The sequence below is a fragment of the Nannocystis pusilla genome, from assembly GCF_026626665.1.
Classification (GTDB): Bacteria; Myxococcota_A; Polyangia; order Nannocystales; family Nannocystaceae; genus Nannocystis; species Nannocystis pusilla.
Genome location: NZ_JAPNKE010000002.1, coordinates 10,428,755 through 10,451,466, shown reverse-complemented (window position 1 = coordinate 10,451,466; position 22,712 = coordinate 10,428,755). Strand labels below are relative to the sequence as shown.

The following is a 22,712-nucleotide window of genomic DNA, read 5'->3' as shown; positions in this document are numbered from 1 at the left end:
CCTCGCGCGGTCCTGACCCTTGGGTCAGGTTCAGCCCTTCTACCCGCACGGCGGCATCCCGGTGCCCTTCACCCCCGGGCACACCGCCGCCTCGGTCGAGGGCGTGTGGCAGGCGCTCAAGGTGTTCGCCACCCAGGACATCGACCCTAGCAAGCTCGACGTCACGACGCTGAAGGGCCTGAAGCGCACGGTGCAGCGCCTGGGCGCCTGCCTCGGCCACCGCGACGGCCTCGAAGGGACGCGCCTCTTGTCCTACGCCGAGGCCCGCCGGCAGATCTACCTGCCCACCTACCGCCACGTCCTCCACCACCATCTCGCGGCCGAGCTCGCCGAGCTGCGCCGCCTCGGCGCCGCGGGCCAGGTCGTCCTCCTCGACTACGAGACCAACCCCGACCCCGACGACCTCAGCCGCCCGCTGTCACACGTCGGCCTGGTCATCCACATGCTCGAAGGGACATGGCCCGCAGAGCATGTCCCTTCGACCTGAGGATTCTCGAGACCGCATCGGTCTCGTGCGGTCAGCGCTCGCCGGCGCGCGGCCGTGGCCCGATGGACCCGCTGCAGCGCGGCGAGCTGATCGATGCTGAGGCCGTCGAGCAGGTGCTGGCGCAGGAGGTTGCGCGCCTGCTCGTCGAGCTCGGCCAGGGCCGCGTGGAACGAGCGGCGGAACGCCTCGCCGTAGGTCGCCTTGAGGTGGGCCAGCTCGACGTCGCCGCCCCGCGCCCCATCTGCGCCTCGCCCAGGCCCGCCAGCGCCTCGCCTCGCAGCGCCCCGCGTCCGTCCGCATCGACCTCGGCGATCGCCAGCGCCCGCGCGAAGCTCTGCTCGGCGGCGATGCGCGCCCACCACATCTCCAGCTGCCGCGCCCACAACCGACCCCCGGCGACGTCGCCGCGCTTCACCGCCACCACCTCGACGCCGCCTCGGCCGCTAGCTGCGGCCGCGCAGGCGCTCGAGCGCCTGGACCAGCGACTCGAACGCGATCCGCTCCGCCTCCGTGCGCGACAGCTCGCCGTCGATCTCGCAGATCGCGGCGCGCTCGTCGAAGCGCAGCCGCAGGTCGTCCCGCAGCGCGTCGTCGCGGACCTGCGCCAGCAACGTCGCCGCCTGCCGAGCCCAGCGGCTCGGCCCCGTCCCCGCACTCGCAGCCTTCACGACCCCTCTATGCCCGAGCCCCGGCCGCCTCGCCACGCGCCGTTCCGCGCAGCGCACATTCGCCCCGCGCGGCACTGCGCATCACCTGTCTCTCGGAACATGTTCATTATCGCCATGCCGCCGTCGACGCCGCCGCCCCGCGATCGGCATGTCCCGAAAGACATTCTCTTTTAACGACCGCTCCCCGCCACCGCCGCGCCGGCCGCCATCGGCATGTCCCGAAGGACATCTTTTTCAAGACCGCTCCCCACCGCCACCACCGTCACCCCGCGAGATGGGTATGTCCCGAAGGACATTCTTTGCGACGCTCACCGCCACCCGCACGATCGGCATGTCCCGAAGGACAAATTTTGTTTACGACCGCTCCCCGCCACCACCGCGCCCCGCACGATCGGCATGTCCCGAGCGGCGCTCTCCGGGGCTCCCCCCGAAGCCATACGGACCACGTGCGTCGTCCGCCGCGCCGCTGCCTGTGCAACGCTATCAGGTCAGCGCATGGCGGCGGCAGTTCTCCGGCGCATCAACCTGTCCCGAAGGCCATCCTCGTCCCCCTTGCGCCGCGGGGCTCTTGCGCAGCTCCACTCGTGCGGCGCCCCGCGGATCGTCGGGCCCCGGGGCCGCCGGTCACGGCGGCGGTCCTTCGCAGATGAACTTGAAACCGTCGTCGCACATGTGATCGGCCCACTTGCCGCCCGTGCCGCCGCCGGGGTAGCCGCCCACGCCGTCGCTGTCGATCAGCAGCATGCAGTCGGCGTTCTCCCACAGGAGCCACTCCTGATCGTTGGGCTCGTTGTTGCCCCACGAGTCGCCGGCCACGTTGGTGTCGTCGGACACCCACTTGAAGGTGCCCTCGGTCATGCGGTCGTTGCCGCCGGTCCACCACAGTCCGGTGTTGCCCATCTCCTGCAGCAGGAACGTGCGCTCGGCGCCGCCGTCGTCCTTGACCAGGTGCAGCCCGTGACTCACGCAGAACTGCTCGGCCGGCTCCCAGTCGAGCTCGTTGCTGCAGAAGTAGTACAGGCTCCCCTCGTACATCCTGAACTTGCAGCCGACGCAGGCGTCGTTGTTGCTCTCGGCGTCGAACTCGTCGAAGGCCCCGTCGCAGTCGTTGTCGATCCCGTCGCACATCTCGGTGATGCCGGGGTGCGAGTTGGCCGACATGTCATTGCAATCGGTGTTGTCCGGCACCCACCCCTGCTCGCCCTCGCAGACCAGCATGGGCACGTTCGGGTCGCCGTAGTTGTCGTTGTCGAAGTCCTTGTAGAGCATCACCAGCGGGCAGCCGGTCGTCTCCGGCGCCGTCGTGCTGGTCATCGGCTGCGTGGTGTTGGTCGTCGTCGTCGTCTCGGGCTCGGTGGTGGTCGTGAGCGGCGGCATCGACGTCGAGTCGCCGCCCGGGCCACCGGTGCCGTCGGTCATCGACTCCGAGCCCGACACGCCGAGCGTGTCCTCGGTCGTCGACGAGCCCGTCGGCCCGGGGTCGGTCGACGGCACCATCTCCGACGTCGAGCCCGTGGTCGTCGGCCCCGTGCCGGCGCCGGTCTGCGGCGTCTCGCCCAGTCCCGTGGCGTCGAACGTGCAGCCCGCGAGCGCGAGCACCAAACCGGCGACCCTTCTCATCGCCAGGCACTCTAGCTGGAACCCCGTCCGCGCGGGTCGCCTGCACCCGCCGAAGCCTCACGCGCGCGAGCGCGAGCGCGCGCCGCGTTTGATACACTCGCCGCATGCGCACGCGCCTCGCCCCCCTGCTCGCAGCCCTGCTCGCTTGCACGCCCGCAACGACCGACGCGCCGCCCAGCCAACCACCGCCCTCGACCGCGCCCGGCCTGCCGGCCACCACGGCCCCGGCCCCGGCCCCGACACCGACACCGGCCCCTCAGCCCGCCCCCGAGACGCTCGAGGAGCGCAACGTCTCCAAGTCGGCCGGCACCGCGGGCGGCGTGACGGTGCTGTGGCCGCGCATCATCCCGCGGGAGATCGTCGACGACAACCGCAGCCTCGCCTCCGCCCTGCAGCAGCAGATGCGCCGCATCGTCGAGAAGCACCTGCCCGGCCGCCCGATCGACTTCCGCCCCGAGCCCGAGCGCGTGTGCCCCAAGGAGGGCTGCGCCGGCGTCTCGGTCGGCCTCCTGCTGTCGCGCCAGGGCCAGGGCTGCCTGGTCATCGCCCTCGTCTCCCGCCCCGGCGCGTCACCGACGAAGATCGTCCCCTGGGTCGGCAAGGTCCAGCTTCGCTCCGACACCGTCGGCTTCCGCGAGTGGCCCGAGTCGCAGATCACCGTCGACGACATGGTCCCCTGCAACTCGCTCCTCACCACCATGGACGCCCAGGAGCCCGCCATCGCCGCCGCCCTCCAGGCGGCCGCGCAATAGGACCTGTCCCTCGCGCCATGCGACCTGTCCCTCACGCCAGGTCGCGCGCCTTCCCGTCATCTCACGCCAGGTCACTCTTCTCGCACCGAACGACCTGTCCTTCACGCCAGGTCGCACGCCTTCCCGATCACCTCACGCCAGGTCGCTTTTCTCGTACCGAGCGACCTGTCCCTCGCGCCAGGTCGCGCGCCCTCCCGGTCATCTCACGCCAGGTCGCGCGCTTTCCCGGCCACCTCGCGCCAGGTCGCGCGCCTTCCCGGTCATCTCACGCCGGGTCGCGCGCCCTCCCGGCCACCTCACGCCAGGTCGCGCGCCTTCCCGGTCATCTCGCGCCAGGTCGCTTCACCTCGCGTCGGACGATCTGTCCCTCGCGCCAGGTCGCTTCACCTCGCGTCGGACGATCTGTCCCTCGCGCCAGGTCGAGTCTCTCGCGTCAGGACGCATGCCCTCGCTCCCGGTCGCGGTGCGGCGCACGTCAACCGGTGCGCGCCTTGATGGGTTCTTCGAGACACATGAAAGATCGGCCTCGTGCCCGTCCGTGCGGCCCTGACGACCTGTCCCCGGGGACATCTGGTCTGTCCCTCGCGCCAGCGCCTCCCGCCCCTCCCGGCCCGCGCCGCCTCACGTTCGCGCGTGACGAGACGCTCGTCCGTCCCGGGCACGCCCGCCACGGTCGTCGGGACCGCGTTCATCGCCGCGCCCGCTGCGGCGCTGCGCTCGGCGGCCGCTGAAGCCGGCGCGACAACGTGCCACACTCGCTCGCGCCGGCATGTCGTCCCTCGAGCCCAAGCCGCGCGCGCTCCTGCGCTGGATCGTCGGTTACGGTCGCGCCGACTTCGCCGCCGACCTGCTCGCGGGCGCCACCACGGCGGTGCTCCTGGTGCCGCAGGCGATGGCCTACGCCATGCTCGCCGGCCTGCCGCCGATCGCCGGCCTCTACGCCGCGCTCGCTCCGCCGCTGATCTACGCGGTGCTCGGCACCTCGCGGCGGCTCGCGGTCGGCCCGGTCGCGCTCGACTCGCTGCTCACCGCGGCCGCTCTGGCCCCGCTGGCGAACGGCGACGTCGCCACCTACGTCGCCGCGGCCTCCGCCCTGGCCATCCTCGCCGGCGCGTTCCAGGCCGTCACCGGGGCGCTGCGCCTCGGCTTCGTCGTCAACTTCCTCTCGCTGCCGGTTTTGCGCGGCTTCACCTCGGCCGCGGCGATCCTCATCATCGCCAGTCAGCTCGGCCCCTTGCTCGGCCTCAAGCTGCCGAGCAGCGCCCTGTGGCCGCTGCTCGTCGCCCTCGCCGAGCAGCTGCGCGCCGTCCACGGGCCCACCGTCGCGCTCGGCGTCGGCGCCGTGCTGGCGCTCGTCGGTCTCGGAAAGTTCCGCGGCAAGGCGCTCCTCGTGGTCGTCCTCGCCACCGTCGCCGGCTACGCGTTCGCCCTCGACGCCCGCGGCCTCGCCCTGCTCGGCCCGGTGCCCTCGGGCTTGCCGGCGCCGACCTGGCCCGCGGTCGACCGCGAGCTGCTGCTCGGCCTCGCCCCCGCCGCCGGCCTCATCGCCCTGATCTCGTTCATGGAGGCGTTCTCGTCCGGCCTCGCCGTCGCGCGCCGCGGCGAGGTCGTCGAGCCCGACCAGGAGCTGCTCGCGCTCGGCTTCGCCAACATGGCCGCCGGCCTCGTGCGCGGCTACCCGATCGCCGGCGGCCTCTCGCGCACCGCGGTCAACGCCCAGGCCGGCGCCCGCAGCCCGCTCGCCGGCGTCGTCTCGGCCGCGCTCGTCGCCCTCACCCTCGTCCTGTTCGCCCCGCTGCTCGCCACCCTGCCGCGCGCGGTGCTGTCGGCGATCATCGTCGTCGCGGTCGCGCGCCTGGTCGACGTCGCGTTCGTGCGCGAGCTCCGACGCACCCGCCCGCGCGAGCTCGTGCCGCTGGCGATCACCTTCGCCACCACGCTGGCGCTCGGCGTCGGCCTCGGCCTCGCGTTCGGCGTCGGCGCCTCGCTGCTGCTGTTCGTGCTCCGGACCACGCGCCCGCACACCGCCGTGCTCGGCCGCCTGCCCGGCACCCAGGTCTACCGCAACGTCCTCCGCTTCCCCGACGCCGAGACCGTCCCCGGGGTCGTCATCATCCGCCTCGACGCGCCGCTGTACTTCGCCAACGCGACCTACCTGATCGACGAGATCCGGCGCCGGATCGCCGCCGAGAAGGCGCGCGCGGTCGTCGTCGACGCGGGCGGCGTCCACGACATCGACGTGTCGGCGCTGGCCAACCTGCGCGACTTCCTCGGCGAGCTGCGCCGTCACGGCATCGAGCTCTACGTCGCCGACCTCAAGGGCCCCGTGCGCGACGTCCTGGCCCGCAGCGGCTTCACCGCCGAGCTCGGCCCCGACCGCTTCAGCTTCACCGCCCACGAGGCCGTCCAGCGCGCCAGCGGCGACCAGGCGCCGACGCCCGACGCCCGCGCGACGCAAGCCTGGCCATGACATGTCCCACGGGACATGTTCAAGCTCGCCTCATTGCTGGCAGAAGTACGCCTTCTTGCCGCACGCCGGGCAGGCGACGATCCACGTCGTCCCGCCGTCGCCGACCACCACCGCGCTCTCGCCGAGCTGAATCACCGGCTGCATCACCGCCTTGCACTTGCACTTGACCGTCTCGGGCTCCGAGACCCACCGCGGCCAGCCGCCGAGCTTGACGCCGTCGAGCGTCTCGAGCTCCGCCTCGTCCATCGCCTCCGCCAGCGTCTCGAGGCGCTCGCGGGTCGCCTCCGACTTCGCGCTCACCTCGAGCGCGGCCGCCAGCGACTCGACCAGCGGCGACGGATAGTCCTGCGCCTCGCGCCAGTCGCGGATGAACGTCACCGACAGCGCGTCCGCGTCCGCGTCCTCGTCCTCGTCCTCGAGGTTCGCCGTGGCCGGCGCGATCGGCTCGCCGAGCGCGACCTCGCGGATCAGCGCCCCCTTGCTCCACGGGTCCTCCGCGCCGCCGCTGCTCTGACAGTCGTCGCACCAGAACAGCTGCAGCAGCTCGTCGGCGAGGGTCGCCTGGGCGGCAGGCGGGAGCTCGGAGCGGCGCAGCTGCAGCACGAAGCGGAGCGGCTGCTTGCACTTGCCGCACTTCGGCGCCGGCGCCTCCTTCGACAGGAACGGGGCCCCGCCGATCTTCGCCGCCGCGAGGTCGTCGACCCCGAGCACCGTCTCGTCGTCGACGTAATCGGGGTCGTCGGTCACCGCCACCAGCGTCGGCACGAACGCCGTCCGCTCCAGCCGGGGCCGCACGTCTTCGAGGTTGAACGACTCGGTCTGCTTCTTCGCCATGAGGGGTGCGCGAAGCTAGGCCATCGGCCTGGACGGCGCAAGCGCCCGTCGCTCGCCGAATCACGTCCTCGTCGATGGCATCGGACGAGCCCACGATCTCCGGGCGGCGGACGGTGGTTCGCTCGCGTCCCGCTCGCCAGCTCATGTCCCGCAGGACATGCGCGGCGTGACTTCGTCACCTGTCCGCCGGGACATCCGGCTCTCGTCGACGGCGACATCCGCTCCATGAAGCGCGGACATGTCGCTTCGGGCATGTCATCCGCGGCTGCCCGGCCGTCGCACACGGGCCCGCCGCGCGAAGCCTCGCGCGGCGGCCCGTCGCTCGGCTCACGCGCGACCGAGGGCGCGGCGGATCGCCGTCTCGACCGGCACGTAATCGCCGTCGGAGCGCTCGAGCCGGAACGGCTCCCGCGCCAGCAACGGCGGCTGCGCGAGGAACCGCGGCCGCGTCCCGCGGTGGGGCTGGGCCGAGTGGACGAGGAACGGATGGCACAGGTACACCGTCCCCGCGTCGCCGACGGCCAGCGCCTCGGGCAGGTGCGCCGAGCCGCCGAAGTCGTCGGCCACGAGCTCGCGCAGGCTCAGCCCGGCCTCGCCGGCCGGCGCCAGCCGGCGTGCGATCGCCAGGTGCGAGCCGACGCGGATCCGCGTCGGCGCGTCGTCCTCGCCGACGTCGGAGAACAGGAACAACATCAGCAGCGCCCGGCCCTGCGAGACCAGGTTGACGCGCCATTCCATGAAGTCCGGGTTGTCGGTGCCGAAGCTTACGTCGACGTGCCAGCCGGCGTCGCCGGGATCGACGGGCGACGGGAACCGCACCGGGAAGGTGCCGAGCGCCCTGCACGGCACCCAGCGCTCGCGCCCGACCAACCTGTCGTAGGCGTCGCGCAGCGCCGCAGTGCCGGCGGCGGCGACGAACGGCGGCTGGCCGTACTGGCCGAGCCGGATCACCGGTCGGGTCCAGGTCGCAGGGTCGGCGGGGTCGCAGCCGGTGTCGCGCCAGAGGATCGCGCGGGCCTCGTCGGCCACCTCGCGGGGGAAGGCGTGGTCGATGCGGACGAAGCCGTCGCGGATGAAATTGTCGATGTCCGCGTCGCCGAGCGCGCGGGGGAATTGTCGTGGGCAGTCATGAAAAAATTCTCCGATCGCGCCGGCCCGCAGCGCCGCGGGGCGTGCGGAGGCCGGCAGTTCAGCCGTGGGCGCGGGGCGCCCGGTTCGAAGCGCGCTGCCTCAAACGACTTGGAAGAAGGCCGAAGCGATCGTGAACATCATCATGTCGCCGGCAGCATAACCCACCGGCCCGGCCGACTCAACCCGAGCGCCTGGGCCCGGTGGGCACGCAGCATCATCATGTTCTTCAAAAAATAACATGACCGAAAGGGCATGTCCCTTCAGTCAGCTCTCGGCAGGTGCCAGTCTTCCGCGAGACACCCGTGGCGGGCGTCACGGGCCGCATGTGCATCACCCACGCAGCCGTCGCGGACGTGCTGCGCAGGGGCCGTTCGCGGGCCGCGAAAGCGCGCGTCAGCGGCCGCCGCGCAGGTACGGACGGGCTCGCGCAAAACGCTGTCCAGAGCCCGTCTGCAGGCCCTCCACAGGCCGATCGCATGGTCCGCACCAGATAAGGCGACTCGCCTATACGAGCCCTACCTCCTGGCGATGACCATGGCCTTCGACAGCGACACCCTCAACTCGATCTACACCTCCACGCAGGGCTTCTGTCACCGCTGCCGCCGCAAGCTCGCCTTCTCGCGGTTCGGCTGCGGCGACGGCCGCGGCGCCTGGGACATCGACGCCGTCCGCCCGCACCCCAAGGTCCTCGCCTTGCTGCCGGGCTGCCTGCGCTGCGTCCAGAAGCCGACCCCGCGCCGCCTCCCGAAGTCGGCGCCGGCCCCCGCCGTCACCGACGACAGGCCGGCGTCCAAGGCCCAGGAGGCGCAGGCCGAGCCGCCCGCGCCCGCCGAGCCGCCCATCAGCGACACCGCCCTCGTCGGCGGAGCCGCCGGCGCCGTGCTCGGCGGCCTGTGGGGCGCGGTCCTCGGCGGCCTCATCGCCATCGGCCTCCAGCTCTGGGGCTGACCTCGGCGACATGTCCTTAAAGACATATTTTGAATTGTCCCTGACTTCGCCGATGACCCGTGCGAGCTCGGGCGCCTCGAGCTCGCACGGGTCATCGCGCCTCGCACGGCCGCGTCCGTTCACCCCGGCGCGAACTCGAACGGGTAGCTGACGTGCACCGAGCCGCCGGTCGGCGCCGGGAACTTCCACGACTGCACGGCAGCCGCGACGCAGCCCTCGACCTTCGGATCGGCCAGGGTCGAGCCTTGCTGGATCTGGCTGCTGCTGACCTCGCCGCCGGCCGCGATCTCGAAGTCCACCGTCAGCTTGCCGGCCATCGTCGGCTTGCGCGACAGGCCCTCGTTGTAGCAGCTGCGGATCTCCTGGATGTGCGTCTTGACGACCTTGCGGATCTCGTCCTTCTCGAGCGATCCGTCGCCGGCCCGGGCCGGGGTGGTCGCGGTCACGATCGTGGTGAGTAGCATCGCCGGGTACCATCTGCGCATAGCGTCGCGTTCCTCCGTTCGCTCCGTCTCACGGACCCGCGGCGTCGAGGTTCCCGCGGCCGCGATCTTTCTGCTCGACCTCGAAGGTCCTCGCGCCACCGCCGACGTCCTGGAAGATCGCGGCGCTCCTGAGGACCGCGTCACACCGCCTCCGGGCTCGGGTCGCCCGGGTCGTCGCGCCCGTCGCCGGTCATTTTCGCGCAGGCGCCTCCATCGCCGCGGGGCGGCCGTTCTCGTGCATTGTGGCGTCGATCGGGAACCCGCGGGCGGGCCGCCCGTGACACCCTCGCGTGACCGCCCTCGCCTCGCGGGACCCCGAAGCCGTGCCGCCACGACCACCACCCGACGAGCTCGACGAGGTCACGCTGGCCCGCGCCCAGCGGGGCGACGCGCGGGCGCGGCGGGACCTCGTCGTCCGCTATCAACGCCCCGTGTTCGCGCTGCTGTCGCGCATGCTGCACGGGCGGGCCGCGGCGCCGCTGGTCGAGGACCTGGCCCAAGAGACATTTTTGCGAGTGTTCCGCGCGCTGCAGGGCTTCGACCGCCGCGGACCGGCGCGGCTGTCGACGTGGATCTTGACGATCGCCAGCCGCCTGGCGATCGACGAGCTGCGGCGGCGCCGGCCCGAGGTGGCGCCGATCGATCCGCTCGCCGAGCCCGCGGGTCCCGCCGCGGCCGACGCCGACGCCGAGCGCGTGCGCCTCGCGGCCGCGCTGCAGCACGCGATCGACGACCTGTCCCCCGAGTTCCGCGCCGCCTTCTTGCTGCGCGAGTACCACGAGCTCGAGTACGCCGAGATCGCCGACAACCTGCAGGTCGATCTCGGCACCGTGAAATCCCGACTGTCTCGCGCCCGCGCCGCCCTGCGCCGCGCCCTGGAGGAGGTGTACCGTGCACGATGAACCCCGCACCGACGCCGAGCGCCGCGCGCTCGCGGCGTTCACCGCCGCCGAGCCTCCGGCCGACTTCGCCGACCGCGTCCTCGCGGCCCTCGCCGCCGAGGGCCGCAGCGAGCCCGAGCGCGCGCCCTTCCGCCGCTTCTTCGGCCTCGGCGCGCCCCGCCTCGTCGGCGTCGCCGCGGCCGGCGTGCTCGCCGTCGCGGTCGCCGCGGTCGCCGCCGCGGCCGCCGGGTGGATGCCCGAATGGACAGGTCTTTCACGACATGTCCCGGAGGTCATCCAGGCCCAGCCGCCGCGCGACGAGGCGCCGATCGGCGCGGTCCTGCCGGAGGGCCCGCCGGTGCCCGCGCTGGCGCTGCCGGCCGACCTCGCGGACCGCATCGACGCCTACGTCGGCGCGTTCGGCCGCAACTACGGCGAGGCCTTCGAGTTCCACGGCGTCGTCGGCGTGGTGAAGGACGGCGAGCTCCTGCTGGCCCGCGGCTACGGCCGGGCCGACCTCGCCCGCGAGAGCCCGATCGACGCCGACACGAAGTTCAGGATCGGCTCGCTGACCCAGACCTTCACCGCGATCGCGGTGCTGCAGCTGCGCGACCGCGGCCTCGTCGACCTCGACGCACCTGTCCGCAAGTACATCCCCGACTACCCCGCGATCGGCGGCCGCATCACCGTCCGCCAGCTGCTCACCCACACCTCGGGGATCCCCAGCTACACCGACGCCGCGGTGTTCTCGCTCGGGCACACGCGCGCGGTCGCGGCCGCCGACGTGCGGGCGATCTTCCAGGACCAGCCGCTCGAGTTCGTGCCCGGCACCGACTTCGACCTCAGCAACTCCGGCTACTTCCTGCTCGGTCAACTGGTCGAGCAGGTCGCGCGCGAGCCGTTCGCCGACTACCTGCGCGCCAACGTGCTCGCGCCCGCGGGCATGCGGAGCAGCGGGATCGGCCTGGCCGCCGACGCGATCGGCCACGAGTTCGACGAGGACGAGGTGCTCGTGCCCGCGGCAGAGCGCCACTCCTCGGCCTACGGCGGCGCGGCGGGCATGGTCTCGACCGCCGCCGACCTGGCCCGCTGGGACCGCGCCCTGCGCACGCCGGGCCTGCTGCTGTCGCAGAAGAGCCTCGACGAGATGACCACGGTGGTGCGCGACGAGTACGGCATGGGCTGGTTCGTCCGCCAGGACGGCGGCAGCACGATCGCGTGGCACCCCGGCGGCGTCGAGGGCTACAACGCCACGATCGCCCGCTTCCTCGGCGACGGCATCACCGTGTTCGTGCTCGCCAACACCGAGGCGGTCGACACCCGCGCGGTCGCCTACGACCTGGCGCAGATCGTCCACGGCGGCGCGGTCCAGCCGCCGCGCGAGTTCGCGGAGATCCGGCTGTCGGCCCCGCAGCTCGCCCGCTACGTCGGCAACTACGTGCTGACGGAGACGACGCACAAGGAGCTGAAGGGGCTGGTCGAGGAGGGCGAGCTCAGCGCGATCGAACAGGTCCGGGTGTTCCGCACCGGCGATCGCCTGTGGATGAACGTGCCCGAGCACGGCGACAAATGGATGCACTTCATGGGTGAAGACCGCTTCTTCTTCAAAGATCCGTCGGCCACGATCGCGGAGTTCGGCCCCCCGGGCGCGCCCGTCGCCCATCTCACGCTTCAGGCCGGCGAACTGCGTTTTATCCTCAAGAAGGAGTGAGGCCGAACGAGAAGGACACCGAGCGGTATTTGACAACCCCGCGCCGGCGCTCGTATCGTGCCGGCTGGGGGATCTGCTCATGTCCAAACGTTCTGTTCTCTCGGGCCATGTCGTAACGCGCAGCTTGATGCTCGCCCTGCCGTGGGCGCTCCTGGCCGCGCCCGCGTGCGACGGCGGCGAGCGCAAGTCGATCGCCGATCAGATCGGTCCGCCGACCAAGAAGGTGTCGGAGCTCAAGCAGGAATCCACCGTGTCGGAGGAGGAGCGGCGCGCCGCCGCAAGGAGGCCGGCTTCAAGACCAAGGCCGAGATCGACGCCGAGCTGGCGGCCGAGAACGCCAAGGAGATGGAGAAGGTCGAGCGCGAGTACATCAAGACGCGCATCAAGGAGTACAAGCAGCTCGACGTCGACACCGGCAAGTTCATCGACGACGTCGAGAAAGAGACCGCCAAGTGGGCCGCCGCGAAGGACCCGCAGAAGGCCGCCGACAAGGGCATCAAGCCGCTGCAGGACCGCTTCAAGGCGCTGATCAAGCAGATCGACAAGCTGTCCGAGCGCAGCACCAAGGGCGGCAACACCCAGGCCAGCTACAACAAGCTGTTCCGCCCGCTCGAGGAGATCGTCAACAACCTCGGGCCCAGCATCGCCAGCGACGCGGCGTTCACCGAGGCCATCAAGAACGCGCGGACCGAGCTCGAGGGCATCAACAAGGCGCTCGAGGAGATCGAGAAGGACGAGACCCTCACCGTGAACAAGTTCAAGGACGGTGAGGGCGAAGGCGAAGCCAAGGACGAGAAGAAGTAAGGGCGAGCGCCGCCGCGCGTCGGGGGCACGGCCCCTCTGCGACGGCGCCCCTCCGCCACGGCGCTCCTGCCCGCGCGCAGGCGCCTGCGAGCGGCGAACAGCGGTTCGGTCGCGTATCCTCCCGGCCACCGATGTCCGCCGTCACCATCGCGCTGTTCGTCCTCGGCCTCGTCCTCCTCGTCGTCGGCGCCGAGCTGCTGGTGGGTGGCGCCGCACGCCTCGCCGGGCGCCTGGGCATCTCGCCGCTGGTCATCGGCCTCACGGTCGTCGCCTTCGGCACCTCCGCGCCCGAGCTCGCGGTCTCGATCAGCGCGGCGATGTCGCCGGACGGCGGCGCCGACGTCGCGCTCGGCAACATCGTCGGCAGCAACATCTTCAACATCCTGTTCATCCTCGGCCTCTCGGCCCTGATCGCGCCGCTGCTGGTCCAGCGGCAATTGGTCCGCCTCGACGTGCCGCTGATGATCGTCGCCAGCGCGGCCTGCTGGCTGATGGCGCTCGACGGCAAGATCGGCCGCGTCGACGGCATCGTCCTGTTCGTCGCCCTGCTGGTCTACACCTTCATGCTGCTGCGGATCGCCAGGCGCGACGGCCAGAGCGGCGACGAGGAGGTCTCGCTGGCCCAGCCCGGCAGCCTGACCGCCAAGCTACCTGTCCAATGGCCATGGTCGCCGCGGGCCTCGGCATGCTGGTGCTCGGCTCGGGCTGGCTGGTGGACGGCGCGGTCGCGTTCGCCCGCCTGTTCGGCGTCAGCGAGCTCGTCATCGGCCTGACGATCGTCGCCGCCGGCACCTCGCTGCCGGAGGTCGCCACCTCGGTGCTGGCCGCCGTCCGCGGCCAGCGCGACATCGCCGTCGGCAACGTCGTCGGCAGCAACATCTTCAACGTCTTCTGCGTCCTCGGCATCAGCGCCGCGGTCGCCCCGACTGGCGTCTCGGTCGCCCCGGACGCGCTGTCGTTCGACATCCCGGTGATGACCGCGGTCGCCGTGTCCTGCCTGCCGCTGTTCATCACCGGCGGCGGCCTGGCCCGCTGGGAGGGCGCGCTGTTCCTGTTCTACTACGTCGCGTACACGGCCTATTTGATCCTCGCCTCGCAGCAGCACGCGGCGCTGGCGACCTACGGCATGCTGATGCGCTACGTCGCCTTGCCGCTGACCGCGATCACCCTGCTGCTCGGCCTCGTGCTCGAGCTGAAGCAGCGGCGCAAGCAGGCCGCCTGAATCGCGCGTGACCGCTGGGCGCGGATCGGCTACCGTCGCCGCGTGGCTGAAGGCGAAGCGCTCCCGATCCCCGTCCCGCCCGACCGCGACCCGCCCGAATTGACGCGCGGGCCGCTGCTGCTCGGCGTCCTGCTCGGGATCGTGTTCGGCGCGTCGTCGATCTACCTGACCCTCAAGGTCGGCCTCACCGTGTCGGCCTCGATCCCGGTGGCGGTGCTGGCGATCACGGTGCTGCGCGCGCTGAGCCGCGCGCTCGGGACCCGCCGCGCCACCATCCTCGAGAACAACACGGTGCAGACGGCCGGCTCGGCCGGCGAGTCGATCGCGTTCGGCGTCGGCGTCACCATGCCGGCGCTGATGATCCTCGGCTACGACATGGACATCGGCCGCGTGATGCTGGTGGCGATCCTCGGCAGCATCCTCGGCGTGCTGCTGTTCTCGCCGATGCGCCGGCCGATGATGGCCGACAAGTCGCTGGCGTTCCCCGAGGGCACCGCCTGCGCCGAGGTGCTGAAGGTCGGCGAGCGCGGCGGAGCGACCGCGCGCACCGTGTTCAGCGGCTTCTTCGTCGGCCTGTTCTACAAGCTGGCGATGGCGGGCGCGCACCTGTGGAAGGAGGTGCCGACGTGGGTCTCGGGCGGGACGAAGACGATCGCCACGCCGCAGGGCGACCTCACCGTGCACACGCCGGGGGTGCTGCCGGGCGGCTCGGTGGGCGCGGAGATCTCGCCGGAGCTGCTCGGGGTCGGCTACATCGTCGGCCTGCGCGTCGGCGGGATCATGCTCGGCGGCGGCGTGCTGTCGTATCTGGTGCTGATCCCGATGATCAAGTTCTTCGGCAGCGCCAGCCCCGACGCGCTGGTGTTCCCGGCCACCAAGCCGATCGCGGCGATGGGCATCGACGACATCCGCAACGCCTACGTGCTCTACATCGGCGCGGGCGCGGTGGCGGCCGGCGGCATCATCAGCATGGCGCGCTCGCTGCCGACGATCGTCTCGTCGCTGCGCGCCGGCCTGTCCTCGCTCGGCGCCGGGAAGGGCAAGACCGAGGTGATCCGCACCGAGCGCGAGCTGTCGATGAAGACGGTGCTGCTCGGCGCGCTGGGGGTGATCACCGCGATCAGCCTGTCGCCGTTCTTCCCCGTCGGCTTCCTCGGCGCGCTGTTGATGGGCCTGTTCGCGTTCCTGTTCGTCACCGTGTCGGGCCGCTTGACCGGCGAGATCGGCTCGTCGTCGAACCCGATCTCCGGCATGACGGTGGCGACGCTGCTGCTGACCTGCCTGATCTTCCTGGCCGCCGACTGGGTCGGGCCCGAGCACCGCCTCGGCGCGCTCACCATCGCCGGCGTCGTCTGCGTGGCCGCCAGCGTCGGCGGGACCACGGCGCTAGTCGCTGAAGACCGGCTCTTTGATCGGCGCGACCCCGCGGCGGCAGCAGATCACGATGATCCTCGGCGCGGCCACCTCGGCGCTGGTGATCGGCTTCACGCTGCTGCTGCTCAACAACGCCAGCACCGTCTACACGCTGAAGCACGAGGCCGCCGGGGTGCACGCGCCCGCCGACGTGCCGCTCGGCCCGGCCGAGCCGCTGCGCGGGCCCGAGGCGCTGAACGACTCGGCCACCTACCGCGTGCTGCAACTGCCCAAGCCGCGCGACGGCATCCCGGCCGGCAAGTACCTGGTCGACGAGACGGGCAAGATCAAGTACCTGGTCGACCCGGGCATCAACGGTCGGGTCAAGAAGCGCGACGACGACACGCCGGTGGTCAAGTACGACGCGCCCAAGGCGAGCCTGATGGCGCTCATCACCGACGGCATCCTCACCCAGCAGCTGCCGTGGGTGCTCGTCATCCTCGGGGTGATGATCGCGGTGACGCTCGAGCTGGCCAGCGTCAGCGCGCTGCCGTTCGCCGTCGGCGTGTACCTGCCCATCGCCGCCAGCGCGCCGATCTTCGTCGGCGGCCTCGTGCGTCACTTCGCCGACCGCGCCCGCCAGCGCCGGCGCTCCGAGGCCGGCCTGGCCGCCGAGAGCGAGCTGGAGGCCGAGTCGAGCCCCGGCGTGCTGATGTCGAGCGGCCTCATCGCCGGCGGGGCGATCGCGGGCATCGGTCTGGCCCTGCTGGCGCTCGCGCCGTCGGTGCAGCACGCGATCAACTTCGGGGAGACCGCCGAGCTCGGCGACATCGGGTCGCTGATCCCGTTCGGCCTGCTCGTCTTCGGGCTGGTGACGGTGGCGCGCCGCTGACGGGCGCGCCGCGCCGCGGCGAGCGTCAATAGGGGCGCTCGCCCCAGATGTTGCCGGGCGGGTCGTAGTTGCAGACCCACACCTCCTTGTCGCCGCAGCTGGCCATGCCGCAGCCGAGGCGTTCGCTGGCGGCCCACACGACCTGCGTGTAGTGGCCGCACACGCCGCTGCAGGTGTCGGTGATCGCGTTGTAGTCCGCGGCCTCCGAGGCCCAGTCGGCGACCACGTCCACGGCGCTCGGCGCGTAGCCCCAGCTGCTGAAGATGTTCTCGCCGTACTTCTGCGCGTCGGGCCCCTCGTACGGCCGGTGCTGCATCACGCAGCCCTGCTCGGCCAGCTTGTCGGCCCACGCCTGAGCGAACGCTGCGACCTGCGGCGACCAGGTCAGCGGCGCGATGTTCAGCTCGGCGCGCACGGCGTTGTGCGCCGCGGTGATCCCGGCGAGGCGACCGGGCTCGGGGTCGGACCGCGGCACGATCGCCAGCTCGATCGCGGATGAATCACCATATGTCTCCGAGGACATGTCTGGAAAGCAAGCCGCTGCGAGCGCCGACAGGCCGGCGACGAGGAGGCCGGCGGGGCGCGCGGCGGACCGATGACGAGGACGGATACGGGTGGACATGAGGAGCGAGCGTGGCTCGAGCGCCCGCCGCGACCGGCGAACACGAGCGAAGCCCGGCGACGTCCGTCGCCTCCCCGGGGCGCCGCGGCCTCGCGCGAGGTCGACCGTCGCGCGACGAACGGCGCTCGGCCCACGCCAGGCCGCGGGCCGAGCGCCTGCAACGCGCTCGACGATGACCGCCGGCGCCCGGGGGCGGTCGACGACCGCGGCAGATCGATCCGCTCCGCCGTCACACGGGCAGGCGATAGCGCCAGTGTGACAGCGGGTCGCGGCGGATGAACACGTGCATCTTGCCCTCGCCGGCCGCGAGGGTGAAGATCGATCGGTCGACGCTCCACTCGTAGCCGAGGGTGGTCACGTCGACATGAATCAAGAGCCAGGTCGGAAAGGGCAGCTTCCACAGGAAGTCGCGGACGAACTCGGGGATGCTGGCGAACTTGCCGGCGTAGACCGGGAGCGCCTCGTCGATGCCGTCGTCGCCGAAGCGGGCGCGCAGGAGCCGGCGCACCCGCTCGGCCTGCTGCGCCTCGCCCTCGCCGTCCTCGTCGCCGAGGCGGAAGGCGTACAGCGTGCCCTCGCGCTCGACGGTCCAGAAGTGCCGCTGCAGGTGCATGTCGAGGCCGATCCCCGCCATGTCGGTGCGCGGGTGGACGCGGCCGGTGAAGCCGAGCGCGCCGCGGGCGAACGCGTCGAAGTCGCTGTAGGCCCCGAAGTAGGGGCCGACGTAGGAGAACGGCCGCGCCGGCTCCGGCACGCCGGGCTCCGGCGGCCGCGCCAACTGATTGCCGCGCCGCAGCACCCGCGCGTTGCTGAGCTCGCGGTGATGACTGCGGAAGCGGTCGACGAGCGCGTCGACCTCGTCGAAGAGCCGCGCTACGTCGGGATCGCTGTCGCTGACCGCCGCGCGCTGCAGCGACGCGACCGCGGTCTTGACGAGCTCCTGGGCGAACCCCGCGGCGGTGATCCGGACGTCGCGGGTGATCTCGTGTCGCGTCCGCTGCCTGAAGTCCATGGCTTGGCCTCGCTCTCCGCTCACCATACCCGAGCCCGCCGTGTCCCCACAAGTCCCCTTCCGTCATCTTCAGTCCCCTCCAGTCCCCACCCGTCACAGATCGCAGCTCAGTAAGTGCCGCGCGCCCCCTCGTGCTCGAAACCACTTCTCATCCGCGGGCAAAGACGGATATGATGTTGGGTCGCGCGCGCAGGGGGCGATCGTGTCGCGGCCGCGGGTCGCACGAGCCGGGTGACGTCCCGGCCGAAGCTGGCTAACGTGGGCGCGTGGCGCTCACCGACGAACAAGCGTGGACTCTGACCTCGGCCGGCCTCGTCGCGCTGGCCGACGGCGTGCTCAAGGGCGGCGAGGCGACGCGGATCCTGGCGCTGGCGCACGCGCAGCTGCCCGCCGAGGAGCAGGACGCGTGGATCGATCGGGTCGCCGACGCGGGGGCGCTGTGGGAGTACGCCCGCGGGCTGCCGCGGCTGCCGGCCGATCGCGCGGCGGACATCTTGCGCAGCGCCTGGTCGATCGCGCTGGTCGACGGCGAGGGCAGCGCGGAGGAGGCGGAGGTGCTCGGCCGCGTCGGCGAGCTGCTCGGCGTCGACCGCGAGCCGCTGACGACGTGGCGCAAGGCGTGGACGGCGGAGGCAGGCAAGCTGGCGCAGTACGTGGCCGCGTTCGCGGCGATGATGCTGCACCGCCGCGCCGATGCGGCGCGCGATCCGATGCAGGCGATCGACGAGGACGGCCGGGCCGAGTTCCGCGCCCTCCTGGCCCGCCTGCCGCTCAGCGAGCCGCGCCGCCAGCGGGCCCTGCGTCTGCTCGACCAGGCCCCCACCCTCGACGAGCTCGGCGGCGCCCTGCAGCTCGCCGAGCCCGAGCGCCGCGGTCGGGCGCTCGAGGAGATCGCTCGCCAGATCCGCGGCAGCAACCACGCCGCCTTCGGCCGCCCGCTGTTCCTCGCCCTCGCCGCGCGCATGGCCGTCCCCGAGGACGTCGCCCGCGTGATCCTCGGCTGACGCCGCCCGCACCCCAGGGACAATCCGCCGGCGGACGTTCTCCTCCGCGAAGAGGCGCCTGTCCTCGCGGGCAGCTTTTGCGCCCCGGCCAGCGCGCTCGCCGACGGGGACGTAGTCCTCTGCCGAGAGCGCCTGTCCTTGCGGACAGTTTTCTCGGACGTCGGCCGGCGCGAGAGCCTGTCCGTTTGGACAGCTCCACCGCCGAGCCCCGCGCGGCCGGGCTTCGTCCCGCCTGTCTCCTGGGACAGGCGTCTCGCTCGCGGCTTGCACGCCTGTCCTTGCGGACAGGCGCCTTCGTTCACTGCTGGAAGCAGCTCTGCGGCGGCGCCACGTCTTCCGCGACGAGGCCGGGGCACTGGCAGATCCCGTAGCCCTCGCCCCGGTGCGCGCCGCACACCAGCCCGGGCTCGCAGTCTTCGTGACGGGCGCAGATGCTCCCGGGCGGGCCGTCGCTCGGGTACGGCCAATCGCGGCAATCGAAGCCCTCGGGGAACTCGCAGCAGGCCAGCGCGCGCGCCTCGGACGGCGAGCAGGCCCAGCAGGTGCCCTCGCCGTAGCCGATCGCCTCACCCTCCCCGTCGCACCAGATGTCGATGTCGGCGAAGGTGCACACGCCCGGGCCCTCGGCCGTGCCGCGCAGGCAGATCCCGTTGCACGGCGGGTCCTCGGGTCGGCCGCAGGCCACCGCAGTCAAACTGCCGCAGTCGAGGTCGGTCCAGTCGTCGAACCGGGGCCGCGCGTCGGGGCCGAAGTTGATCGGCGGCAGCGGAGGCGCCGGCTCGGGGAACGGGACCTCGCAGACCATGTGCTGGACCCCGCCGCTGGTCGAGCTCTGCGAGTCCGCGGTGGTGGTGAGCGGCTCCGCCGTGGTGCCCGTGGTCTCGCCCATGCTCGTGGCCTCGCCCGTGCTCGGCGGGACGCTGGGCCCCGTGCCCTCGCTGCTCCCCGACTCGGTCGCGCTGGCGGCCGGGCCCGAAGGTTCCGTCGTCGTCTGCTCGGAGCCGCCGGTGTCGGCCTTTTGCACGACACACGCGGGGAGCAGACAGCCGAGGGCGAGGGCGAGGAAGACAACCCAATCCATCGTAAGTGCATGCACTCACGATAGACTGGGCGACCGCTCGCGTCCACCCGATCAGATCATCGGGCGATTGGGCGCGGCGGGCAACTGCTCGAGCATCGTCTCCAGGCGGGTCAGGTGGTCCTGGGAGCGGTCGAGCAGGACCTGGAGCTCCTGCACCACGTCGTCCTCCAGCGTCGGGTCGGACAGGAGCTTGGCGTAGCCCTCGTAGCCGACCGTCTCGCCGCGGTGCAGCACGCGCAGCGGACCTCGTCGTTGACGATCGAGGCCAGACGCTCGAGGCCGGTCGTCAGCGAGCCCCACGCGCCGGAGCTCTCCGGCTCGACGCCGCCGTGCTGGCGGATGATCGCGCCGAGCCGGCGCACCGCCCCGAGGTGGTCCTCTCGCAGCCGCAACAGCTCGGCCTCCTCCGCCTGGCCGGCGAACTTCTGCAGCGCGCGGTCGTAAGCTTCGATCGCGGACAACTCGCCGCGGTATTGCGACAGCAGCGAGTCCATGAGCGGCTTGGGTAGAGCCATGGCGCGTCCTCCGAACACAACCGTGACCGACGACATCGAGCTGTCAAGGACCCCGCGCGGCGGCCCCGGCGCGGCCAGCGGACGCGGCCGTGCCGGCGGACACTGGCGCGGCGCGTCAGGTGTCTCTCAGGGCATGACCCTTGTGACATGTCCTTCACGCCATGTCTGCGCAGCAGCGCCCGGCGCGTGGCCGCGCCGAGCCGACCGCGTCACGCCGGCGGGTGGCCGGGCGGCGACGGCGGGGTCACACTGGACGGGATGGAGGCGCTCGTGGCCATGCTCCTGTTGCCGCTGCTGCTGGTGGCGCCGCTGGGCGAGGCGCTCGAGCGGCGGCGCGACCGGCTGCACGACCGCGAGGTCGAGCGGGCCTGGGGCCAGACCTGGATGCGGGTCCACGGGCCGCGCGCGCTGCCGGGCTCAGAGGTTCGCGGGTTTCACGAAGCGCACCACGAAGCGGTCGGCCGTGCCGCGCTTCCCCGCCGCCGCCGCAGCCGACGGCGCCGCGTTCCAGTCGCGCGGGTCGTCCGGGTTGCGGAGAAATTCCGCCGACCCCGCGCGCTCGAAGCCCGCCTGTAGCACCTCCTCGACCACCGTCGACTCCTCGACGCGGTGGAGCGACTCGGCCTCGCCGGCGCCGGTCCCGGCGCGCGCTGTGATCGACGAGCACGTAGAAGCCGCCGGGGCGCAGCGCCGCGAAGATCGCCTGGTTCATGCGGGCCCGGTCGGTGCCCATCCAGTAGGTGTCGTGATAGAAGAGCACGTTGATCACGCCGTCGAGGTCGCGGGCCTCGGGCGGCAGCAGGTCGTCGAACTCGCGATCGACGCGGACCACGTTGCGCAGCTCCGGCGTCTTCAGCCGCTCGGTCCAGGCCGGCTCCAGAGCGGTCGGTCACGAACTTGTTGTTCTGGGCGTAGACCACCCCGTCGGGCCCGACCGCGCGGGCCAGCAAGAAGGTCGTGTAGCCGCGCCCGGCCCCGAGGTCGGCGAGCCGCATCCCCGGACGCAGGGCCAAAAACCGCAGCAGGTCCTCCGGCTTGCGCCCCGGGTCGAGCTCCGCTCCGCCGCGGGCCTGGCTGGATCTTCGACGATCGCCCGGATCGCCGCCTCGTCGAGCCCCGGCGCCGCGTCGGGCGCGCTGACCACTGCCGGCTCGGCCGTGGGGCGACAGGCGGTCAGCGCGAGGAGGAGGAGCGCGGCGCGGCGGAGCATCGCGCGCAACCTAGCACCGCGGTTCCGCGGCGTCACATTGTCGGCGTCCGCGGCGGTCGAGCCCGCGGACGGGGTCCGATCGCGGTCCGAAGCCCGCGCGTCACAGCGGGACCGGGACGCCGCGCAGCCACAGATCGGCGAGGCGGTCGTCGTGCATCACCGGCGTGACGAAGTAGCCCTTGGGCCGCGAGTCGGCGATCGCCTGCGCCGACGCCAGTGGTTCGTCGGTCACCACCTGCTCGCCGGTGTACGACGCGTGGACCAGGCGGACCTCGGCGCGCTCGACCACCACGAAGCCGATGTGATTGGCGAGGCCGATGATGTAGAGGCCGTCGCCGAGCGCGGCGATCTTGGCGGCCAGCGCCCAGAAGTCGCCATGTCTTTAAAAACATGTCCGAATAACCATGTTAAAGCCGGCACCCGGACACCGGCGACGAGCGAGCGCGCGCACCCTCCGGCAACGCGTGACGCGGGTGCGGGCATTCCACGCCACGCGACGGGCCTGCTTCGGCTTCGCGCCGGCCGGCGGCGACCGGCACCCGGCCCCTGTACTCGCGGAGGGACGCGCCCCGCTGCCTTCGCAATCCTTTCGCGCCTGGCCCGCGTGGTCTCACGCCCGGGCGAGGCCCCGCGCGGGCGCGGACGTGCGAAGCTCCGCGCGTGCCCGGCCTGCCCGTCTGGACCCGTCTCTGCCCTGTCGACGTGTTGCGTCACCCGGTCGTCGCCGGGGTCGCCAAGCTGCTGGCCGCGCCCGACATCCAGGCCGCGCTGCACGAGGGTCAGCGGGCCGGCACCTACCCCGCCGAGGTCGTCGCGGCGCTGCGGCGGATCGGCGTCGCCCGGCTGTACACCGACGAGGCCGAGGTGTTCCACCTCTGCGGTCTCAACGCGATCGCCGCGGCCGTCGACGGCTCGCTGGCGATCACCCTCGGCGTCAACGCCCTGGCGCTGCTGCCCGTCCACCTCGGCGCCGGCCCCGAGCTGCGCGCTCAGATTCTCAAGAAAATCAA

Annotated in this window: 22 protein-coding genes and 3 pseudogenes; 13 read left to right on the top strand and 12 right to left on the bottom strand. The window is 72.1% G+C overall.

Going from position 1 to position 22,712, the window contains the following annotated elements; all coding sequences use genetic code 11:
- Positions 1 to 19 precede the first annotated feature (19 nt).
- The gene (locus OV079_RS46245; protein WP_267776358.1) at positions 20 to 487 is read left to right on the top strand and encodes a DUF6939 family protein; all 468 of its coding nucleotides are present in this window, start codon (positions 20 to 22) and stop codon (positions 485 to 487) included.
- Between the two features lie 31 nt (positions 488 to 518).
- Here OV079_RS46245 and OV079_RS46240 read toward each other — a convergent pair whose 3' ends face one another.
- The 3 genes from OV079_RS46240 to OV079_RS46230 all read right to left on the bottom strand — a co-directional run bounded on the left by OV079_RS46240 (position 519) and on the right by OV079_RS46230 (position 2,775).
- Entirely contained in the window at positions 519 to 902 is a 384-nt protein-coding gene (locus OV079_RS46240) for a hypothetical protein (RefSeq protein WP_267776355.1), read from the bottom strand.
- A gap of 28 nt (positions 903 to 930) precedes the next feature.
- On the bottom strand, positions 931 to 1,155 hold the full coding sequence (locus OV079_RS46235; protein ID WP_267704405.1) for a hypothetical protein: 225 nt from the start codon (positions 1,153 to 1,155) through the stop codon (positions 931 to 933).
- A gap of 624 nt (positions 1,156 to 1,779) precedes the next feature.
- Positions 1,780 to 2,775 (bottom strand): MopE-related protein, encoded by a 996-nt coding sequence (locus OV079_RS46230; RefSeq protein WP_267776354.1) that lies wholly within the window; start codon positions 2,773 to 2,775, stop codon positions 1,780 to 1,782.
- Between the two features lie 104 nt (positions 2,776 to 2,879).
- On the opposite strand from OV079_RS46230, the gene OV079_RS46225 reads away from it, so the two are divergent.
- Positions 2,880 to 3,527, top strand: coding sequence for a hypothetical protein (locus OV079_RS46225; protein WP_267776352.1), 648 nt, complete (start codon positions 2,880 to 2,882; stop codon positions 3,525 to 3,527).
- A 769-nt stretch (positions 3,528 to 4,296) separates the two neighbouring features.
- Positions 4,297 to 5,997, top strand: coding sequence for a SulP family inorganic anion transporter (locus OV079_RS46220; RefSeq protein ID WP_267776351.1), 1,701 nt, complete (start codon positions 4,297 to 4,299; stop codon positions 5,995 to 5,997).
- A gap of 30 nt (positions 5,998 to 6,027) precedes the next feature.
- On the opposite strand, the gene OV079_RS46215 is transcribed toward OV079_RS46220, so the two are convergent.
- Both OV079_RS46215 and OV079_RS46210 read right to left on the bottom strand, forming a co-directional pair.
- Positions 6,028 to 6,831 carry a DUF1963 domain-containing protein gene (locus OV079_RS46215; RefSeq protein ID WP_267776349.1) on the bottom strand — a complete coding sequence of 268 codons (804 nt, stop codon included), beginning with the start codon at positions 6,829 to 6,831 and terminating at the stop codon, positions 6,028 to 6,030.
- Positions 6,832 to 7,158: 327 nt separating this feature from the next.
- Positions 7,159 to 7,917: a phytanoyl-CoA dioxygenase family protein gene (locus OV079_RS46210; protein ID WP_420829590.1), complete on the bottom strand. Its 759-nt coding sequence runs from the start codon at positions 7,915 to 7,917 to the stop codon at positions 7,159 to 7,161.
- Between OV079_RS46210 and OV079_RS46205 the strand changes: the two genes are divergently transcribed.
- Together OV079_RS46205 and OV079_RS46200 are read left to right on the top strand one after the other, a co-directional pair.
- Positions 7,876 to 8,199, top strand: a complete 324-nt coding sequence (locus tag OV079_RS46205; RefSeq protein ID WP_267776347.1) for a hypothetical protein — start codon at positions 7,876 to 7,878, stop codon at positions 8,197 to 8,199. The genes OV079_RS46210 and OV079_RS46205 overlap by 42 nt on opposite strands.
- A 291-nt stretch (positions 8,200 to 8,490) precedes the next feature.
- The gene (locus OV079_RS46200) at positions 8,491 to 8,910 is read left to right on the top strand and encodes a hypothetical protein (RefSeq protein ID WP_267776346.1); all 420 of its coding nucleotides are present in this window, start codon (positions 8,491 to 8,493) and stop codon (positions 8,908 to 8,910) included.
- Between the two features lie 119 nt (positions 8,911 to 9,029).
- Here OV079_RS46200 and OV079_RS46195 read toward each other — a convergent pair whose 3' ends face one another.
- Positions 9,030 to 9,374: an AgmX/PglI C-terminal domain-containing protein gene (locus OV079_RS46195; RefSeq protein WP_267776345.1), complete on the bottom strand. Its 345-nt coding sequence runs from the start codon at positions 9,372 to 9,374 to the stop codon at positions 9,030 to 9,032.
- Positions 9,375 to 9,685: 311 nt separating this feature from the next.
- On the opposite strand from OV079_RS46195, the gene OV079_RS46190 reads away from it, so the two are divergent.
- The 6 genes and pseudogenes from OV079_RS46190 to OV079_RS46145 all read left to right on the top strand — a co-directional run bounded on the left by OV079_RS46190 (position 9,686) and on the right by OV079_RS46145 (position 16,258).
- Positions 9,686 to 10,297 carry an RNA polymerase sigma factor gene (locus OV079_RS46190; RefSeq protein WP_267776344.1) on the top strand — a complete coding sequence of 204 codons (612 nt, stop codon included), beginning with the start codon at positions 9,686 to 9,688 and terminating at the stop codon, positions 10,295 to 10,297.
- Complete coding sequence (locus OV079_RS46185; RefSeq protein WP_267776342.1) at positions 10,287 to 11,987, top strand: serine hydrolase domain-containing protein; 1,701 nt, start codon at positions 10,287 to 10,289, stop codon at positions 11,985 to 11,987. The genes OV079_RS46190 and OV079_RS46185 overlap by 11 nt, the downstream gene beginning before the upstream one ends.
- A gap of 141 nt (positions 11,988 to 12,128) precedes the next feature.
- The gene (locus tag OV079_RS46180) at positions 12,129 to 12,791 is read left to right on the top strand and encodes a hypothetical protein (protein WP_267776341.1); all 663 of its coding nucleotides are present in this window, start codon (positions 12,129 to 12,131) and stop codon (positions 12,789 to 12,791) included.
- 131 nt (positions 12,792 to 12,922) lie between these two features.
- Positions 12,923 to 14,013, top strand: a pseudogene (locus OV079_RS59725) (calcium/sodium antiporter).
- A 42-nt stretch (positions 14,014 to 14,055) separates the two neighbouring features.
- Positions 14,056 to 15,366: pseudogene (locus tag OV079_RS59720) on the top strand (OPT family oligopeptide transporter); the annotation flags it as partial.
- Positions 15,367 to 15,421: 55 nt separating this feature from the next.
- A complete protein-coding gene (locus OV079_RS46145; RefSeq protein WP_267776330.1) occupies positions 15,422 to 16,258 on the top strand; it encodes an OPT/YSL family transporter in 837 nt (278 codons plus the stop codon).
- Positions 16,259 to 16,283: 25 nt separating this feature from the next.
- Here the strand turns inward: OV079_RS46145 and OV079_RS46140 are convergent, their stop codons facing one another.
- Together OV079_RS46140 and OV079_RS46135 are read right to left on the bottom strand one after the other, a co-directional pair.
- The gene (locus OV079_RS46140) at positions 16,284 to 16,781 is read right to left on the bottom strand and encodes a CAP domain-containing protein (protein ID WP_267776329.1); all 498 of its coding nucleotides are present in this window, start codon (positions 16,779 to 16,781) and stop codon (positions 16,284 to 16,286) included.
- Positions 16,782 to 17,109: 328 nt separating this feature from the next.
- Positions 17,110 to 17,892 carry a hypothetical protein gene (locus OV079_RS46135; protein ID WP_267776327.1) on the bottom strand — a complete coding sequence of 261 codons (783 nt, stop codon included), beginning with the start codon at positions 17,890 to 17,892 and terminating at the stop codon, positions 17,110 to 17,112.
- Positions 17,893 to 18,158: 266 nt separating this feature from the next.
- Between OV079_RS46135 and OV079_RS46130 the strand changes: the two genes are divergently transcribed.
- Positions 18,159 to 18,896, top strand: coding sequence for a TerB family tellurite resistance protein (locus OV079_RS46130; protein ID WP_267776325.1), 738 nt, complete (start codon positions 18,159 to 18,161; stop codon positions 18,894 to 18,896).
- Between the two features lie 298 nt (positions 18,897 to 19,194).
- On the opposite strand, the gene OV079_RS46125 is transcribed toward OV079_RS46130, so the two are convergent.
- On the bottom strand, positions 19,195 to 19,977 hold the full coding sequence (locus OV079_RS46125) for a hypothetical protein (protein ID WP_267776323.1): 783 nt from the start codon (positions 19,975 to 19,977) through the stop codon (positions 19,195 to 19,197).
- A gap of 51 nt (positions 19,978 to 20,028) precedes the next feature.
- Positions 20,029 to 20,211 carry a hypothetical protein gene (locus OV079_RS46120; RefSeq protein WP_267776322.1) on the bottom strand — a complete coding sequence of 61 codons (183 nt, stop codon included), beginning with the start codon at positions 20,209 to 20,211 and terminating at the stop codon, positions 20,029 to 20,031.
- Positions 20,212 to 20,639: 428 nt separating this feature from the next.
- Between OV079_RS46120 and OV079_RS46115 the strand changes: the two genes are divergently transcribed.
- The gene (locus OV079_RS46115; RefSeq protein WP_267778901.1) at positions 20,640 to 21,068 is read left to right on the top strand and encodes a hypothetical protein; all 429 of its coding nucleotides are present in this window, start codon (positions 20,640 to 20,642) and stop codon (positions 21,066 to 21,068) included.
- Between the two features lie 371 nt (positions 21,069 to 21,439).
- Here the strand turns inward: OV079_RS46115 and OV079_RS59715 are convergent.
- Positions 21,440 to 21,487 (bottom strand): annotated as a pseudogene (locus OV079_RS59715) (hypothetical protein); the annotation flags it as partial.
- A gap of 315 nt (positions 21,488 to 21,802) precedes the next feature.
- Complete coding sequence (locus OV079_RS46105; protein WP_267776321.1) at positions 21,803 to 21,994, bottom strand: hypothetical protein; 192 nt, start codon at positions 21,992 to 21,994, stop codon at positions 21,803 to 21,805.
- Positions 21,995 to 22,712 lie beyond the last annotated feature (718 nt).

Bases quoted from the DNA above. Each gene is read 5' to 3' on its own strand.
- OV079_RS46115 (WP_267778901.1), top strand. From the start codon at position 20,640: ATGTCCTTCACGCCATGTCTGCGCAGCAGCGCCCGGCGCGTGGCCGCG.
- OV079_RS46225 (WP_267776352.1), top strand. From the start codon at position 2,880: ATGCGCACGCGCCTCGCCCCCCTGCTCGCAGCCCTGCTCGCTTGCACG.
- OV079_RS46200 (WP_267776346.1), top strand. From the start codon at position 8,491: ATGACCATGGCCTTCGACAGCGACACCCTCAACTCGATCTACACCTCC.
- OV079_RS46230 (WP_267776354.1), bottom strand. From the start codon at position 2,775: ATGAGAAGGGTCGCCGGTTTGGTGCTCGCGCTCGCGGGCTGCACGTTC.
- OV079_RS46215 (WP_267776349.1), bottom strand. From the start codon at position 6,831: ATGGCGAAGAAGCAGACCGAGTCGTTCAACCTCGAAGACGTGCGGCCC.
- OV079_RS46140 (WP_267776329.1), bottom strand. From the start codon at position 16,781: ATGTCCTCGGAGACATATGGTGATTCATCCGCGATCGAGCTGGCGATC.
- OV079_RS46220 (WP_267776351.1), top strand. From the start codon at position 4,297: ATGTCGTCCCTCGAGCCCAAGCCGCGCGCGCTCCTGCGCTGGATCGTC.
- OV079_RS46135 (WP_267776327.1), bottom strand. From the start codon at position 17,892: ATGGACTTCAGGCAGCGGACGCGACACGAGATCACCCGCGACGTCCGG.
- OV079_RS46125 (WP_267776323.1), bottom strand. From the start codon at position 19,977: ATGGATTGGGTTGTCTTCCTCGCCCTCGCCCTCGGCTGTCTGCTCCCC.
- OV079_RS46195 (WP_267776345.1), bottom strand. From the start codon at position 9,374: ATGCTACTCACCACGATCGTGACCGCGACCACCCCGGCCCGGGCCGGC.